We start from the raw sequence: 17,042 nt of genomic DNA, 5'->3' as shown, positions 1-17,042 counted from the left end.
TGGTGCCGCAACCACCCCAATCAGGAGGCATCGTGGCCAACGACGACGTCGTGTTCGTGGACGGCGTCCGCACCCCATTCGGGCGCGCGGGCGAGAAGGGCATGTACTGGAGCACCCGTGCTGACGACCTGGCGGTCAAGGCGCTGACGGGTCTGCTGGAGCGGAACCCGAGCCTGCCGCTCGAGCGCATCGATGAGGTGGCGATCGCCGCCACGACGCAGACGGGCGACCAGGGCCTGACGCTCGGCCGCACGGTCGGCATGCTCGCCGGCCTGCCCGTGTCGGTGCCCGGCTACGCGATCGACCGCATGTGCGCCGGCGCGATGACCGCCGTCACCGCGGTCGGAGGCGGCATCGCCTTCGGTGCCTACGACGTCGCGATCGCCGGCGGCGTCGAGCACATGGGCCGCCACCCGATGGGGCTCGACGCCGACCCGAACCCCCGCTTCGTCGCCGAGAAGCTCGTCTCGATGGACGCCCTCAACATGGGCAAGACCGCCGAGCGCATCCACGACCGCTTCCCGCACCTCACCAAGGAGCGCGCCGACCGCTACGCGATGCGGTCGCAGCAGAAGTACGCCGCGGCGCTCGCCGCCGGCCACATCGACGCCGACCTCATCCCCGTGGCGACGCAGTCCGAGTCGGGCTGGGGCCTGGCCACCGCCGACGAGGCGCCTCGACCCTCGACGACGATGGAGGGCCTGGCCGGCCTGAAGACGCCCTTCCGCGACCACGGGCGCGTGACCGCCGGCAACGCATCCGGCCTCAACGACGGCGCGACGATGTCGATCGTCGCCTCCTCCTCCGCCGCCAAGGAGCTCGGCCTCTCGACGAAGATGCGCATGGTGTCGTTCGCCTTCGCGGGCGTCGACCCCGACATCATGGGCATCGGACCGGTGCCCTCGACCGAGAAGGCGCTCCGCAAGGCCGGGCTGTCGATCGAGGACATCGGGCTCTTCGAGCTCAACGAGGCCTTCGCCGTGCAGATCCTGTCCTTCACCGACCACTTCGGCCTCGACGACGACGACGCGCGCATCAACCCGTGGGGCGGCGCGATCGCCATCGGCCACCCGCTCGCATCCTCGGGCGTGCGACTCATGCTGCAGCTGGCTCGCCAGTTCGAGCAGCGTCCGGATGTGCGCTACGGCGTGACGGCGATGTGCGTCGGGCTCGGCCAGGGCGGCACCGTCATCTGGGAGAACCCCCACCACAAGCGCTACGGAAAGGGCAACCGATGAGCCTCCGCGACGAGTTCCCGCTGCTGGCAGCAGCCGAGTTCGACGAGGTCGTGACGCACAGCCTCGTGCGCGACGTGCGACTGGCCTCCGGGCGGACGATCGCGCTCGTGACGCTGGACAACGGCCGGGACCACACGCGCCCGTCGACGCTCGGCCCGGCGACGCTGTTCGAGTACGGCGACGTGCTCGAGCAGCAGCGCTCGCGCGCCTCGAAGGGCGAGATCGACGCGATCGCCGTCACCGGCAAGCCCTACTTCCTGGCTGCCGGCGCCGACCTCTCGAACGTGACCGCGCTCCCCGACCGCGCCACCGCCGCCGAGCTCCCCAAGCTCGGCCACCGAGCGCTCGGGCTGCTGCACCAGGCACCGGTGCCGACCTTCGTCTTCATCAACGGGCTCGCGCTCGGCGGCGGGCTCGAGATCGCGCTGAACGCCGACTACCGCACGATCAGCACCGCGGCACCCGCGGTCGCGCTGCCGGAGACGTTCCTCGGACTCGTGCCCGGCTGGGGCGGTGCCACGATCCTGCCGAACCTGATCGGCATCGAGCGCGCGCTCAAGGTCGTGATCGAGAACCCGCTGAAGCAGAATCGCGTGCTCAAGCCGCAGGAGGCCTTCGAGCTCGGCATCGCCGATGCGATCTTCGGGCCCGCGAACTACCTCGAGGCGTCGCTCCGATGGGCCGACGAGGTGCTCGGCGGCAAGAAGGTCGAGCGCCCGCACGCGCCCGGCACGCTCGAGCGCACGGTCAAGTGGCCGATCGCGCTGAAGATCGCTCGCGACACGCTCGAGAAGAAGCTGGGCACCGTGCCGGTCGCGCCCTACCGCGCGCTCGACATCATGGAGCTCGCGCGCAAGAACGATCGTGCCGCCGGCTTCGCCGCGGAGGACGCCGCGCTCGCCGAGCTGATCCCGGGCGATCAGTTCGTCGCGTCGATCTACGCCTTCGACCTCGTGCAGAAGCGCGCGAAGCGCCCTGCGGGCGCACCGGACAAGGCGCTCGCGAAGCCCGTCTCGAAGGTCGGCATCATCGGCGCCGGGCTCATGGCGAGCCAGTTCGCGCTGCTGTTCGTGCGCCGGCTGCAGGTGCCCGTGGTCATCACCGACCTCGACCAGGGGCGCGTCGACGCAGCCGTGGCCGGCATCCACGGCGAGATCGACAAGCTCGCCGACAAGGGTCGCATCTCGACCGACGAGCAGCACCGGCTCCGCGCGCTCATCACCGGCACGATCGACAAGGCCGACTTCGCCGACTGCGACTGGGTGATCGAGGCCGTCTTCGAGGAGCTCGGCGTCAAGCAGCAGGTCTTCCGCGAGGTCGAGCCGCACCTGAGTCCCGAGGCGGTGCTGGCGACCAACACCTCCGGCCTGTCGATCGAGGCCATGGCGTCGGCCCTCGAGCATCCGGAGCGGCTCGTCGGCTTCCACTTCTTCAACCCCGTCGCGGTGATGCCGCTCATCGAGGTCGTGAAGACCCCCTCGACCGACGATGCAACGCTCGCGACCGCCATGCGCGTCGCCAAGGAGCTGAAGAAGACCGCCGTCATCACTCGCGACACGCCCGGCTTCGTCGTCAACCGCATCCTCGCCAAGCTGCTCGGCGAGGCGATGCACGCCGTCGAGCAGGGCGCCGCGTTCGAGGACGTCGTCGAGGCGCAGCGTGCCTTCGGCTTCCCGATGGATCCGTTCGTGCTGCTCGACCTCGTCGGGCTCAAGGTGGGCGCGCACGTGCTGGACACGCACCACGCCGCCTTCCCGGAGCGCTTCTTCGAGTCGAAGGCGCTCCACGAGCTGGCCGAGCAGGGCATCCTGCTCGAGAAGGACGGCAAGGGCGAGGTCAAGGGCATCGACAAGCGGGCTCGCAGGATCGTCGCGAAGCACACGCCCAGCGCCGCGGTGCCGCTGTCGGCCGACGAGCTGCGCCTGCGCATCGAGGATGGCCTGGCGGACGAGATCAAGCGGATGCTCGACGACGGCGTGGTGGAGGCGGCGGAGGACATCGACCTCTGCATGATCCTCGGCGCCGGCTGGCCGTTCCAGATGGGCGGCATCACGCCCTACCTCGACCGCTCGAGCGCCTCGCAGCGCGCGTTCGGCGGCACGTTCCACGATCCGCAGATCGCCGGCCCCAAGGCCTGATCGCGCAGACGGCGCGGCGTGCCGGGTCGGGCAGACTGGCATGATGCTCGACCGCACCCACATCGACGCCCTCGCCCGTGATCTCGCAGCCGCGAGGTTCACGAGCGGGGGCGTCGCAGCGCTCCTGGGCGAGGGCGCCACGACTGCGCTCGCCCGCATGAGCGCGCAGCCCGCTCGCCGGGCGGCACGGCGACGGCCCGGCGCGCTGTCGACGCTCGTGCGGTCGCTCTGGCTCGGCGACGCCGTCGACGCCGCCGCGATGGAGGAGGCGCTGCCGCAGCTGGGCGTCGACGGCGCGGTATCCCTCGGTGTCCTCGAGCGCCGCGGCGACGCGGTCGCACCGCTGCTGACGATCCGTCCGCACGCCTATGCCGACGCCCGCGGTGAGGGCAGCTGGTGGATCGTCAGCGACCTCGACGAGCTCGCGGGCGTCTGGCCGCTGCGACCCGACCACGTGCTCGGCGTGGGCGGGGCCGCGCGCACGCTCGCGAGGCTCCTCCCCGATGCTCCGCACGAGCGCGCACTGGATCTGGGCACCGGTTGCGGCATCGTCGCACTGCACCTGCGCCGCATCGCCGAGCGCGTCGTCGCCACCGACATCTCGGAGCGCGCGCTGTGGTTCGCAGAGCTGACCATCGCGCTGAACGACGTCGACGGCATCGAGCTGCGCCAGGGCTCCCTCTTCGAACCGGTGGCGGGAGAGCGATTCGACCTCATCGCCTCGAACCCGCCCTTCGTCATCACCCCGCGTGCCGAGGGCGTGCCCGCCTACGAGTACCGCGACGGCGGAGCGTCGGGCGACGCGATCATGGGTGCGGTGGTCGCGGGCATGGTGGACCACCTGGAGGTCGGTGGGCAGGCGCGGCTGCTGGGCAACTGGGAGTCGATCGGCGACGCCACGGGCCTCGAGCGGGTGCGCCGGTGGTGCGCGGAGCCGAGCGCGACGCCGAGCGGCGCGGGCATGGATGTGTGGGCCATCGAGCGCGAGTCGCTGAGCCCTGCCGGCTACGCGGAGCTGTGGCTGCGCGATGGGGGCACGCTGCCGCGCGATCCGGAGCACGACCGGCTGCTCGACGCCTGGCTCGACGACTTCGAGACCCGCGGGGTGCGGGAGATCGGCATGGGCTGGCTCGCCCTGCGCCGTCGCAGCGGCGTCGCGAGCCTGGAGCGCTTCGAGCGCATCGGCCACGCCGTGCAGCTCGAGCACGTCGGGTCGCACCTGGCAGCCGCCTTCGCCGATGCCGCAGCACTGACGGCGCTGGACGACGACGCGCTCGCGGCAACGCACCTCGTGGTGTCGCCGGATGTGACGGAGGTGCGGCACCAGCTGCCGGGCGCTGCGGGCCCGACCGTCATCGAGCTGCGCCAGGGTGGTGCGCTCGGCAGGACGCTGTCGGTCGACACCGCGCTGGCCGGACTCGTAGGTGCGTGCGACGGCGAGCTCGCGATCGGCCGGCTGATCGCCGCGATCGCCGGCCTGCTGGAGGTCGACGCCGACGTTCTGACCGCCGATCTCCTGCCGCGCGTGCGCGAGCTGGTGGTGACCGGCTTCCTCCGGGGGGTCAGCGAGCAGTGACGCGCGCTGCGCCGGACCTGGGGCTCAGCGCCGGCGCCTCCGCTCGGCGATCGCTTGCGGCAGGTGCTCGGCCACGTCGAGCGCAGTGATGGGCCGATCGCCTGCCGCGGCGAGTGCCGCCGCCTCTCCGTGCAGCCGCACGGCATCTGCGCTGATGGACGCGAGCGCTGCCGGGTCCGCGGCCGCTCCCGCATTGGCGGCGACGAGCGCCCCGAGCACGCCGCCCAGCACGTCACCGGTGCCCGCGGTCGCAAGCCGATGGGTGCGGGCGTCGACGGATGCCGCGGTGCCGCCGGGCGCGGCGACCCGGGTGGGGGCTCCCTTGGCGACCACGACCGCATCGAGCGTCGCAGCCGCGCGTGATGCAGCTGCGGTGCGATCGTCGAGCGCATCCCGGTCGATGCCGAGCAGTCGCGCGAGCTCACCGTCGTGGGGGGTCAGGACGGCCGGCCCCGCGTGGCCGGCGACGAGGTCGAGCGCTCCGGCATCGACGACGCACGGCGCTCCCCCGCCCAGCGCCTCGAGCAGGAGGGAGCGCAGCGCCCGATCACGCTCGCGCGGGTCCTGCCCGGAGCCGAGCAGCCAGGCATCGACGCCCGACGGCGCCTCGTCGAGCGCGTGGCACACGGTCTCCGGTCGCCGCGCGAGCACGAGATCCTGCACGCGTCGCGGTGCCCAGAGCCGCACGTAGCCGATGCCCGTCCGCCACGCCGCCTCCACGCCGAGCACCGCGGCGCCCGGGTAGCGCGCCGATCCCGTCACGACGCCCAGCACGCCCATGGAGCGCTTGTCGTCGTGGGCATCGGGCGAGCGCAGCCAGGTCATGCCGCCAGCGTACGCGGCGAGGTTCGCCCTCCCGTCCCTGGCGCGCTGCCCCGCTCATCCCATCGACGCGACCCCTGCGCGGTGCGCGAGCAGCACCCCGCGCAGCGCTCCGGGGAGGCCGCGGGCAGCGGCGACGATGGCGTCGTGCCACGCCCAGTCGTCGGGGCTCGGCTCGGCGCCCGCGGGCCGCTCGATGACGCAGACGACAGCCTCGTCCTCCTCGAGCAGGAAGCCGATGATGCCGCGCAGCGCCAGCACGGCGTGCGCATCCGGCGAGACCGGGATGCCGTCGATCTGCTGCAGGTCGCGCCGCAGCGAGCCGTCGGCCCCGACGATGAAGATCCACAGCCGTGGCACGATGCCGTGCTGCACGAGCGCGGCGATCTCGTCGAGGAGCTCATCGTCGGGTGAGTCGCCCGTGCCCTGGTCTGCGCGGTGCGCGCGCGATGTCTTGTCGTCCATGGGTCGCAGGCAACCGCATCCGCCGCGGTCTGCGCGCTGCGAAGGTCGCCGGCTGTGGAGAGCGTCAGTCGTTGGCGGAGTGCTGCGCTGCCTCGCCGTCGGCCTCCCGGGGATCGAGCCGCAGCTCCTGCTCCCCGGGAACGGGCCGTGCGACCGGGACGCGCCCCGTCCCGAGCACCTGCTGCACGATGTTGCGCGCGATGACCTGCGCAGAGAGCCCTGCGTCGTCGAGGATCTCGCCGCGCTCGGCGTGATCGATGAACGCGTCAGGCAGCCCGAGCTCGTCGACGGGCGTGTCGACGCCCGCGGCACGGAGATCCTGGCGCACCCGCGTGCCGATGCCGCCGACCCGCACGCCGTCCTCGAGGGTGATGACGATCCGGTGCTGGCTCGCGAGCTCGATGATCGAGGCCGCGACGGGCACGACCCAGCGCGGGTCCACGACGGTGACGCCGATGCCCTGCGCCTGCACCCGCTGCGCGACGTCCATGGCGAGGTGCGCGAACGAGCCGATCGCGACGATGAGCACGTCGCGGTGCGGAGCCTCGAGGAGCACGTCGACCCCGTCCTCGGTGCGGCGGACGGCGTCGAGCTGGTTGGGCACCGAGCCCTTCGGGTAGCGGATGACGGTGGGGGCGTCGTAGACGGCCACGGCCTCGCGCAGCTCCTCCTCGAGGCGTGCCGCGTCGCGGGGCGCGGCCAGCCGGATGCCGGGCACGAACTGCAGCAGGGCGAGATCCCACATGCCGTGGTGGCTCGGGCCGTCGGGGCCGGTGACACCGGCGCGGTCGAGCACGAAGGTCACCCCCGCGCGGTGCAGCGCCACATCCATCAGCACCTGGTCGAACGCGCGGTTGATGAAGGTCGCGTAGATGGCGACCACGGGATGCAGGCCGCCGTAGGAGAGCCCGGCCGCGGTCGTGACCGCATGCTGCTCGGCGATGCCCACGTCGAGCACGCGAGAGGGGTCGAGCGCCGCCAGCCGGTCGAGGCCGGTGGGTCGCAGCATCGCGGCGGTGATGCCGACGATGCGCTCGTCGGCGCGCGCGAGCGAGACCAGCTCGTCCGCGAACACCGAGGTCCAGGAGGGGCGCCCGGCGCTGGCGATCGCCTCGCCCGTCTCGGGATCGATCTGGCCGACGGCGTGGAACTGATCGGCCTCGTCGTTGATCGCCGGGTCGAAGCCCTGCCCCTTCTGCGTGATGACGTGCACGATGACGGGCGAGCCGTAGTCGCGGGCCTGCGTCAGCACCTCCTGCAGCGCGCTCAGGTCGTGGCCGTCGACCGGGCCGAGGTACTTGATGTCGAGGTTCGAGTAGAGGGCCTCGTTGTTGACGAAGCGCGAGAGGAAGCCGTGCGTCGCCCCGCGCACGCCGCGGTAGACCGCTCGGCCAGGGTGCCCCAGCCGCGAGAAGAAGCGCTCGGAGGTGCCTCGCAGCGTGCGGTAGGACTGCTGGGTGCGGATGCCGTTGAGGAACCGCGCCATGCCACCGATCGTGGGCGCGTAGGAGCGGCCGTTGTCGTTCACGACGATGACGAGACGGCGGCGGTTGTCGTCGGAGATGTTGTTGAGCGCCTCCCACGTCATGCCTCCCGTCAGCGCGCCGTCCCCCACCACGGCCACGACGGAGCGGTCGTGCTGCCCGGTGATGTCGAACGCGCGGCTGATGCCGTCGGCCCACGACAGCGACGAGGAGGCGTGGCTCGACTCGACGATGTCGTGCTCGCTCTCGGCGCGCTGCGGGTAGCCGGCGAGGCCGCCGCGCTGCCGCAGGCGCGAGAAGTCCTTGCGCCCGGTGAGCAGCTTGTGCACGTAGGACTGATGGCCCGTGTCGAACACGAAGGCGTCCTGCGGCGAGTCGAAGACCCGGTGCATCGCCATGGTGAGCTCGACCACGCCGAGGTTGGGTCCGAGGTGGCCTCCGGTGCGGGAGACCTCGCGGATCAGGAACGCGCGGATCTCGGCTGCCAGCTCGGTGAGCGCTGCCGGTGAGAGCCGGTCGAGGTCCCGGGGGCCCGTGATCTGATCGAGGATCGCCATGATCCCTCCATCGTACCGCCGCGCGCGAGGACGGCCCCGCTCCCACGAGGGGGGCGGGGCCGTCGACGAGCGCTGGATCAGACCAGCGAGCGCAGCACGTACTGCAGGATGCCGCCGTTGCGGTAGTAGTCGGCCTCGCCGGGGGTGTCGATGCGCACGATGGCGTCGAACTCGACCGCCTGCTTGCCCTCGGGGCTGTGCTCGGTCGGCTCGGCAACGACGCGCACCGTCTTCGGCGTGCGGCCCTCGTTCAGCTCGGTCAGGCCCGAGATCGAGATGCGCTCCGTGCCGTCGAGCCCGAGCGACGCCCAGGACTCGCCCGCCGGGAACTGCAGCGGCACGACACCCATGCCGATGAGGTTCGAGCGGTGGATCCGCTCGAACGACTCGGTGATGACCGCCTTGACGCCCAGCAGGTTCGTGCCCTTCGCGGCCCAGTCGCGGCTCGAGCCCGAGCCGTACTCCTTGCCGCCCAGGACGACCAGCGGCGTGCCCTGCTCCTGGTAGTGCTGCGAGGCGTCGTAGATCGCGGCCTGCGCGCCGTCGGTGGTCGTGAAGTCGCGCGTGAAGCCGCCCTCGACGCCGTCGAGGAGCTGGTTCTTGAGACGGATGTTCGCGAACGTTCCGCGGATCATGATCTCGTGGTTGCCGCGACGCGAGCCGTAGGAGTTGAAGTCCTTCCGGTCCACACCGTGCTCCGTGAGGTAGCGACCGGCCGGGCTGTCGGCCTTGATCGCGCCGGCGGGCGAGATGTGGTCGGTCGTGACCGAGTCGCCGAGCGCCGCCAGGACGCGGGCGCCCTGGATGTCGGTCACGGGCGTGAGCTCCATCGTCATGCCCTCGAAGTACGGGGGCTTGCGCACGTAGGTCGACTCGGCATCCCACTCGAAGACGTCGCCGTCCGGCGTCGGCAGGCTCTGCCAGCGCTCGTCGCCATCGAACACGGCCGCGTACTGCTTGTCGAACATCGCGGTGTCGATCGACGAGTCGATGGTCGACTGCACCTCTTCGGCGGTCGGCCAGATGTCGACCAGGAAGACGTCCTGACCGTCCTTGCCCTTGCCGAGCGGCTGGCTCTCGAAGTCGAAGTCCATCGTGCCGGCGAGCGAGTAGGCGATGACGAGCGGCGGCGACGCGAGGTAGTTCATCTTCACGTCGGGGTTGATGCGACCCTCGAAGTTGCGGTTGCCCGAGAGCACCGCGGTGACGGCGAGGTCGTGCTCGTTGACGGCAGCGGAGACCTCCTCGATGATCGGGCCGGAGTTGCCGATGCACGTCGTGCAGCCGTAGCCGACCGTGTAGAAGCCCAGCGCGTCCAGGTCCTTCGTCAGGCCGGACTTGTCGTAGTAGTCGGTGACGACCTTCGATCCCGGGGCGAGCGTCGTCTTGACCCACGGCTTGGCCGTGAGGCCCTGCTCGACCGCCTTGCGGGCGAGCAGGCCCGCGGCGAGCATGACGGAGGGGTTGGACGTGTTGGTGCAGGAGGTGATCGCGGCGATCGTGACCGCACCGTTGTCGAGCGTGTACGTCTCGCCGGCCGGGGTGGTGACCTCGACGGGGTTCGAGAGCTCAGCCGGGATGCCGGTGGTGCGGCTGCCGCTGCTGATGTGCACCTCGCGCGTGCTGTGGTCCTCCTCGCCGGGGACGGCACCGGGGTCGGAGGCCGGGAAGGAGTGCTTCGACTCGAGGTCCACGATGTCCTGCGACGTCGATGCGCTGGCGTAGTCGACGATGTCCTTCGAGAACTGCGCCTTCGCCTTCGAGAGCTCGATGCGGTCCTGCGGGCGCTTCGGGCCGGCGATCGACGGGACCACCGTGCTGAGGTCGAGCTCGAGGTACTCCGAGAAGACCGGCTCCACCTCGGGGTCGTGCCACAGGCCCTGCTGCTTCGAGTAGGCCTCGACGAGCGCCACCTGCTGCTCGGAGCGGCCAGTGAAGCGCAGGTAGTCGAGCGTCACCTCGTCGATGGGGAAGATCGCCGCGGTCGAGCCGAACTCCGGGCTCATGTTGCCGATCGTGGCGCGGTTTGCCAGCGGCACGGCGCCGACGCCGGTGCCGTAGAACTCCACGAACTTGCCGACCACGCCGTGCTTGCGCAGGATGTCGGTGATGGTCAGCACGACGTCCGTCGCCGTCACGCCGGTGGCGATCTCGCCCGTGAGCTTGAAGCCGACCACGCGCGGGATCAGCATCGAGACGGGCTGGCCGAGCATCGCGGCCTCGGCCTCGATGCCGCCGACGCCCCAGCCGAGCACGCCGAGGCCGTTGACCATCGTCGTGTGCGAGTCGGTGCCGACGACCGTGTCGGGGTACGCGGTGAGCTCGCCGCCGAACTCGCGCGCGTAGGTGACCTTCGCCAGGTTCTCGATGTTCACCTGGTGCACGATGCCGGTGCCGGGCGGGACCACCTTGAAGTCGTCGAAGGCCGTCTGGCCCCAGCGCAGGAACTGGTAGCGCTCGCCGTTGCGCTCGTACTCGATCTCGACGTTGCGCTCGAACGCATCGGGCGTGCCGAAGAGGTCGGCGATGACCGAGTGGTCGATGACGAGCTCTGCCGGGGCGAGCGGGTTGATCTTGGTCGGGTCTCCCCCGAGCTCGGCGACGGCCTCGCGCATGGTTGCGAGGTCGACGATGCAGGGCACGCCGGTGAAGTCCTGCATCACCACGCGGGCCGGCGTGAACTGGATCTCGACGTTGGGCTCCGCCGAGGCGTCCCACGAGCCGAGGGCCTCGATCTGCGACTTGGTGACGTTCGCGCCGTCCTCGGTGCGCAGGAGGTTCTCCAGCAGCACCTTGAGGCTGAACGGCAGGCGCTCGTGGCCCGCGACCTTGTCGATCCGATAGAGCGTGTACTCGGTGTCACCCACCGAGAGCGAGCTCTTGCTGTCGAAGCTGTTCGGGTTCGCCATCGTGACTCCTTCAGGTCTCACGGGATGCGCTGGATGCGCCTCGAGTGTATGCCTGGCGCGACCCGACAGGGCGGCATCCGGGCGAGATATCTTGACGTCAAGATATCTTATCGTGCGGTCGGGCCTGCCTGCTCGGTTGGCGTGTCGGGCCCGGAGGGGTCGGCATCGCCGAGCACCGCGCGCACCATGAGCCAGGTCACCCAGAGCGCCGCGAGGTACAGCGGCACACCCATCAGCAGCTTGGTCGCGGCGAGCGCCTCGACGGCGCCCGGGGTGCCCTGACTGGCCGCGAGGTACATCGGCACCTGCACCGCGAGCCGGGCGCCGACCACCGCCAGCCACAGGATCGTCGCCCGCCAGGCGACGGTGCGCTTCGCGCGCTCGGTGCGCCACGCGTAGGGCGTGCCGGTCAGCGCGCCGGCGATGATGCCGACCAGCGGCTTGCGCAGGATCATGCTCAGCAGCAGCACGACCACCACGATCGTGTTCACCGTGAAGCCCCAGAGGAAGTTGTCCTCCCCCTGCCCGGTGATGAGCGCCACGGCGGCCGAGATGCCGACGCCGATGAGCCCTGCGAAGGCCAGCACCGGCTGCCCCTTCTGCAGCACGCGCGCGGCGACGAAGACGACCGACACCGCCAGCGGCACGAGCACGGAGAGCCCGACATCCTTCGTCACGGTGTACAGCACCAGGAAGAGGATGCCCGGCAGCAGCGACTCGAGCAGGCCCCGCACGCCGCCCATCGCACCGAGGAGTGCGTTGGCGGAGGGCTTCGACGCGGGATCGAGCTGCCCGAGCTTCGAGCCGCGGATCGCCTCGCCGACCTGCTCGGAGAACGACGGCTCCGCCTGCGTGCCGTCGCGCCCGTCGGGCTCCTGCGCCACGGTCAGACCGACTTCGGGGCGCGCAGCGGGATCAGCTCGCGCGGCGGCATCGGCTCGACGCCGCGGCACACCACGCTCGAGCGGAACAGCTCGATCGCGCCCGCCGCCTTCTCGTCGTCGATGGCTGCCGCTCCGCCGATGAGCCCCTGGAGCATCCAGCGAGGCCCGTCGACGCCGACGATCCGCACCGCGCGCGGCATGCCGTCGGGGCCGCTCTGCAGGCGCGCTCGCAGCTCCGGGCCGAGCAGGCCGTCGATCTCGTCGACCGTCGCGCCCTGGCGCTCGAGCTGCGACCGCAGCACCTCGCGCACCGGCGCCCAGATGCCCTCGCTGCGCGGTGCGGCGAAGGGCTGCAGCTGCACGGTGGAGCCCTCGTGCTCGAGCGTGACGGCAACGATCCGCTTGGTCTTCTCCTCGACCTCGAGCCGCATCTGCATCCCGGGGCGCGGCACGATGCGCAGTCCTCCCAGATCGACGTAGGGGCGCACGGGCGCCTCTGCCTCATCCAGCGGTCCGAGCTCCGAGCGATCCTCGGGCGCGCTCTTCTCGACGAGCTCCTCATCCTCGGGCTGCTGCTGGTCGTCTGTCGTGTCCGTCATGGTGCGATCCCCTCCGGCGCGGCGCCGAGCCCTGTCGACCCGTGCCCGCGCTCGCCGCGGTCTGATCCCGGGAGCCGCTCGACCGGGACGAAGCGAGCGCGCTCGACGCGCTGCACGATCAGCTGCGCGATGCGGTCGCCGACCTCGATCCGATGCGGCGAGCTGCCGGTGTTGAGCAGGTTGACCTTGATCTCGCCCCGGTAGCCCGCATCCACGGTGCCCGGCGCGTTGACGATCGTGATCCCGTGCTTCGCGGCCAGGCCGCTGCGCGGGTGGACGAAGGCTGCGTACCCGTCGGGCAGCGCGATGGCGATGCCCGTCGCGACGAGCGCGCGCTGACCGGGTTCGAGCGTCAGCGCCTCGGCGGCATGGATGTCGGCACCGGCATCCCCCGGGTGCGCGTAGGCGGGCACCGGCGTTCCGGTGATGAGGACTTCGACCTGCTCCATCGCAGTCGAGGCTAGCCGAGGCAGGCGCTCGCGGCGAACCGGCACCCGGCGCCGCCTGCGGCGCGAGATGATGGGGGCATGGAATCCGCCCCCTCGCACCGCGAGCGACTCGTGCCCTCGTGGTGGCTGCCGCTCGTCCTGCTCCTGCTCGTGCCGGCCTCGCTGCTCGTCTTCCTGCCCGTGGGCATGGAGGTCGGCGTCGGCGTCGCCGCAGTGCTCTACGCCGCCATCATGCTCGCGCTGTGGTTCGGCGCGCCGGTGGTCGAGCTGCGCGACGGCGTGCTGCGCGCAGGACGCGCGCGGATCGGGGTCGACGACCTGGGCGAGGCGGATGCGCTGGAGGGCGCCGCGGCGAGGACCGCGATGCGATCCGGCTGGGACCCGGCCGCGCATCACGTGATCTCCCCGTGGACGACGTCGCTCGTGCGGGTGCCGGTGACGGACGCCGCAGACCCGACGCCGAGCTGGGTCGTGAGCACGCGCCGCCCGCGGCAGCTCGCGGCAGCGATCAGCGCCGCGCAGCACGCCGGTGAGCAGCGCGCGGGCGGGCGGGACGCCTAGCTCAGGAGGCGCACTCCTGGCAGATCGGACCGAGCTTCGTGTCGTGGTCGAACTGCAGGCGGTCCTTCACCAGGAAGCAGCTCACGCACGTGAACTCGTGCTCCTGCAGAGGCAGCACCACGACGTCGAGCTCGACGTCCGCGAGGTCTGCGGCGGAGAGGTCGAAGCTGCCGGGGTTGTCGGCGTCGTCGTCCGTCGCGACGCTCTTCGCCGGCACGCGCTCCTTGAGCGCCTCGATCGACTCGTTCTCGTCGTCGGTCTTGCGCGGGGCGTCGTAATCGGTGGCCATCAGGGCTTCCTTGCTGGGAGGGAGTGAGCGTCGTCGGCGCACATTCTGCACGAATCGAACGGAGGTAGCAAATCAGATATCTGCGAGCGAAGTGTACCCCGAGAACTGTACCCCAAACGCGGGCCGGCTTCGGGTGGTGCGCCCTCGACGGAACGCACGGCGCGCCCGCCGCATTCCCGCCCGCAGCCCTCCCGCCGTGCGATGCTGACGAGACCCGACATCCACGCCAGGAAGGATCGACGAACCATGCAGCAGCTGAGCGTCATCGGCGTCGAGGACGACATGCTCCTCCTCGAGTCCGAGTCCGGCGAGCGCTTCCGCGTGCCCGTCGGATCCCTGCCCGAGCATCGCCGACCGGCCGTGGCGATCCCCGCCCGCGAGCGCAAGGCCAGGCCGCGCGACATCCAGGCGCTGATCCGCGGCGGCATGACCGCCGAGGAGGTCGCCGCCTCCACGGGCGAGGAGCTCGCCTACATCGAGCGCTTCGAAGGCCCGGTGGTCGCCGAGCGCGAGCACGTGCTGGCCTCTGCGCTGTCGATCCCGGTGGCCTCCGGCGACATCGACCCGCTCGCGGGTGAGACGACCTTCGGCGCGGCCATCGACGAGCGCCTGGACGACCTGCGCGCATCCGACCGCTCGTGGTCTGCGTGGAAGGACGGCGACGGGGGCGCCTGGACGGTGCGCCTGCGCTTCACCACCGAGGGCATCCAGCACGAGGCGCTCTGGGGATACGAGCCGAAGAAGGCCACGCTGACGGCGCGCAGCAAGGAGGCGACGTCGCTGAGCCAGACGGGTGATGCGAGCAGCGTCCTGGTGCCCCGGCTCCGCGCCATCGACCGCCAGCAGCGGCCGTCGACGCCGGAGGCCACCGCGCCGACCCTCGACGCCGCCGAGGATGCGGGTGCTCCCCCGATCTCGCAGCGCGCCGCGGCTCCCGACGCCGCACGTCGGGACACGGGCCGCTTCGACTCGGACGCCTTCCGCATCCAGCGCGGCACGGCGCGCTCCGCTCCTGCACCGGTCGAGCCCGGCGTCGGCCTCGAGCAGGCGGTCGAGTCGTCGCGAGCGACCGAGCAGAGCGCGAGCGAGCGCACGAGCGAGCCCGCCGCCGAGCGGCCCGCCGAGCCCACGAAGGCCGACAACCCCTGGCTGCGGCGTCGCGGGGGCGAGGTGGGCAGCCAGCCGGAGAACGTGCAGGCCGCCGCGATCAACCGCCCTGCCGCCTCCACCCAGCCGAACCACACCGCCGAGCTGCTCGACGCCCTCCGACGCCGCCGGACCGAGCGGGAGGCAGCGCTGCGCACCGCGGAGTCGGGTCCGACACCGCGCGAGCCCGAGGAGACGCTGCCGATCGCGGAGCCGGCGGCCGAAGCAGAGCGGCCCCAGCGCGCCAACGGCACCGGGCCCATCGGCAGCCGCAAGCGCGGCTCCCGCGCGTCGATGCCGAGCTGGGACGAGATCGTCTTCGGCTCGCGCTCCGACGACTAGCGCCGCAGGACGCCGCCGAGGAGGAGGGTGCCCCGCCCGGCGCCCTCCTCCTCGCTCGCGTGGACGCGCGGCCCCGCGGCGGGCGTGCTGCGCGCCGCGCTACCTGAACCGGGCGTCATGTTAGGTTGCTCCCGGCACAGTCCCGTGCACCTACAAGGAGGTAGGCATGACACAGTCCGTCAACGGCGCGGCGAGAGACAACGACCGCAAGGGCCTCGGCCGCGTCGTCACCGCCGCCATGGCCGGCACGGTGGTCGAGTGGTACGAGTTCTTCCTCTACGCCACCGCGTCGACCATCGTCTTCAACCTGATCATGTTCCCGCCGTCGGACGACCCGTACGCGGCCATCATCAACGCCTTCCTGATCTACGGCGTCGGCTTCGTCGCGCGCCCGCTCGGCGGCATCGTCTTCGGCCACTTCGGCGACAAGTTCGGCCGCAAGAAGCTGCTGCAGGTCGCGATCATCCTCGTCGGTGTCGCCACCTTCCTGATGGGCTGCCTGCCCACCTTCTCCCAGATCGGCTACTGGGCTCCGGCGCTGCTCGTGCTGCTGCGCTTCGCGCAGGGCTTCGCCGTCGGCGGCGAGTGGGGCGGCGGCGTGCTGCTCGTGGCGGAGCACTCGCCCAACAAGGAGCGCGGCTTCTGGTCGTCGTTCCCGCAGGCCGCCGTGCCTGCCGGCAACCTGCTCGCCACGGTCGTGCTGCTGGTGCTCCAGTGGACCCTCTCCGACGACGACTTCCTCGCGTGGGGCTGGCGCATCGCGTTCTGGCTCTCCGTCGTGATCGTCGCTGTCGGCTACTACATCCGCACCCGGGTCGAGGATGCCCCCATCTTCCAGTCGGTGCGCGACGAGGTGGCCGAGTCGAAGGCGCAGTCCTACGGCGTGCTCGAGGTGCTCAAGCGCTACCCCCGTGGCGTGTTCACCGCGATGGGCCTGCGCTTCGCGGAGAACGTGCTCTACTACCTCGTCGTCACGTTCTCGATCGTGTACCTGCGGACCTACCTCGAGTACGACGTGTCCCGGATCCTGGGCCTGATGGCGATCGCGCACGTCGCGCACTTCGTCTTCGTGCCCATCGTGGGCCGCCTGACCGACAGGATCGGCCGCAAGCCGATGTACCTCGCCGGGGTACTCCTCGGCGCGACGTGGGGCTTCATCGCGTTCCCCATGTTCGAGACCGGCAACGACATCGTCATCCTGCTCGGGATCATCATCGGCCTCGCGTTCCACGCGCTCATGTACGCCGGGCAGCCGGCCATCATGGCCGAGCTCTTCCCGACCCGCATGCGGTACTCGGGCGTCTCGCTGGGCTACCAGGTCACCTCGATCGTCGCGGGCTCGCTCGCCCCGATCATCGCGACCGCGCTGCTGAGCGAGTTCGACAGCTACATCCCGGTCGCGATCTACATCGTGGTCTCGTGCGCCATCACCCTCATCGCCGTGCTGGCGCTGCGGGAGACCAAGGGCATCTCGCTCCACGACGTGGACGACGAGGATCGCGAGCGCCTGCTGGCGGAGAAGGGCACGCTCTGATCGCCTGAGCCGCAGCCGCGCACGAGCGGGCGACGAGGGCTTCCTCGCC

Annotated in this window: 14 protein-coding genes; 6 read left to right on the top strand and 8 right to left on the bottom strand. The window is 71.3% G+C overall.

The window, feature by feature from the left end:
• The first annotated feature begins 29 nt into the window (after positions 1-29).
• The 3 genes from AA0Z99_RS04340 to AA0Z99_RS04330 are packed head-to-tail and all read left to right on the top strand — an operon-like array spanning position 30 to position 4,952.
• Entirely contained in the window at positions 30-1,238 is a 1,209-nt protein-coding gene (locus AA0Z99_RS04340) for a thiolase family protein (RefSeq protein ID WP_413320762.1), read from the top strand.
• Complete coding sequence (locus AA0Z99_RS04335; RefSeq protein ID WP_413319799.1) at positions 1,235-3,376, top strand: 3-hydroxyacyl-CoA dehydrogenase NAD-binding domain-containing protein; 2,142 nt, start codon at positions 1,235-1,237, stop codon at positions 3,374-3,376. Before AA0Z99_RS04340 ends, AA0Z99_RS04335 begins: the two co-directional genes overlap by 4 nt.
• A 40-nt stretch (positions 3,377-3,416) precedes the next feature.
• A complete protein-coding gene (locus AA0Z99_RS04330) occupies positions 3,417-4,952 on the top strand; it encodes a methyltransferase (RefSeq protein WP_413319797.1) in 1,536 nt (511 codons plus the stop codon).
• A 24-nt stretch (positions 4,953-4,976) separates the two neighbouring features.
• Here AA0Z99_RS04330 and AA0Z99_RS04325 read toward each other — a convergent pair whose 3' ends face one another.
• The 7 genes from AA0Z99_RS04325 to dut all read right to left on the bottom strand — a co-directional run bounded on the left by AA0Z99_RS04325 (position 4,977) and on the right by dut (position 13,121).
• Positions 4,977-5,777: an NAD(P)H-hydrate dehydratase gene (locus AA0Z99_RS04325; RefSeq protein WP_413319795.1), complete on the bottom strand. Its 801-nt coding sequence runs from the start codon at positions 5,775-5,777 to the stop codon at positions 4,977-4,979.
• Between the two features lie 54 nt (positions 5,778-5,831).
• On the bottom strand, positions 5,832-6,239 hold the full coding sequence (locus AA0Z99_RS04320) for a hypothetical protein (RefSeq protein WP_413319793.1): 408 nt from the start codon (positions 6,237-6,239) through the stop codon (positions 5,832-5,834).
• A 64-nt stretch (positions 6,240-6,303) separates the two neighbouring features.
• Positions 6,304-8,280: a 1-deoxy-D-xylulose-5-phosphate synthase gene (dxs, locus tag AA0Z99_RS04315; RefSeq protein WP_413319791.1), complete on the bottom strand. Its 1,977-nt coding sequence runs from the start codon at positions 8,278-8,280 to the stop codon at positions 6,304-6,306.
• A 77-nt stretch (positions 8,281-8,357) separates the two neighbouring features.
• Entirely contained in the window at positions 8,358-11,189 is a 2,832-nt protein-coding gene (locus AA0Z99_RS04310) for an aconitate hydratase (protein WP_413319789.1), read from the bottom strand.
• Between the two features lie 107 nt (positions 11,190-11,296).
• Positions 11,297-12,073 (bottom strand): DUF3159 domain-containing protein, encoded by a 777-nt coding sequence (locus AA0Z99_RS04305; protein WP_413319787.1) that lies wholly within the window; start codon positions 12,071-12,073, stop codon positions 11,297-11,299.
• Between the two features lie 2 nt (positions 12,074-12,075).
• A complete protein-coding gene (locus AA0Z99_RS04300; RefSeq protein ID WP_413319786.1) occupies positions 12,076-12,672 on the bottom strand; it encodes a DUF3710 domain-containing protein in 597 nt (198 codons plus the stop codon).
• A complete protein-coding gene (gene dut / locus AA0Z99_RS04295) occupies positions 12,669-13,121 on the bottom strand; it encodes a dUTP diphosphatase (RefSeq protein ID WP_413319784.1) in 453 nt (150 codons plus the stop codon). The genes AA0Z99_RS04300 and dut overlap by 4 nt, the downstream gene beginning before the upstream one ends.
• A 78-nt stretch (positions 13,122-13,199) precedes the next feature.
• On the opposite strand from dut, the gene AA0Z99_RS04290 reads away from it, so the two are divergent.
• Positions 13,200-13,682 (top strand): DUF3093 domain-containing protein, encoded by a 483-nt coding sequence (locus AA0Z99_RS04290; protein WP_413319782.1) that lies wholly within the window; start codon positions 13,200-13,202, stop codon positions 13,680-13,682.
• 1 nt (position 13,683) lies between these two features.
• On the opposite strand, the gene AA0Z99_RS04285 is transcribed toward AA0Z99_RS04290, so the two are convergent.
• Complete coding sequence (locus AA0Z99_RS04285) at positions 13,684-13,971, bottom strand: DUF4193 family protein (protein WP_413319780.1); 288 nt, start codon at positions 13,969-13,971, stop codon at positions 13,684-13,686.
• Between the two features lie 246 nt (positions 13,972-14,217).
• On the opposite strand from AA0Z99_RS04285, the gene sepH reads away from it, so the two are divergent.
• Positions 14,218-15,459, top strand: coding sequence for a septation protein SepH (gene sepH / locus AA0Z99_RS04280; RefSeq protein WP_413319778.1), 1,242 nt, complete (start codon positions 14,218-14,220; stop codon positions 15,457-15,459).
• A gap of 166 nt (positions 15,460-15,625) precedes the next feature.
• Entirely contained in the window at positions 15,626-16,993 is a 1,368-nt protein-coding gene (locus AA0Z99_RS04275; protein WP_413319776.1) for an MFS transporter, read from the top strand.
• The last annotated feature ends 49 nt before the right edge of the window (positions 16,994-17,042 follow it).

Origin of the sequence: Agrococcus phoenicis (genome assembly GCF_047302415.1) — a bacterium.
GTDB lineage: Bacteria > Actinomycetota > Actinomycetes > Actinomycetales > Microbacteriaceae > Agrococcus.
This window is presented reverse-complemented; position numbering and strand designations above follow the sequence as displayed.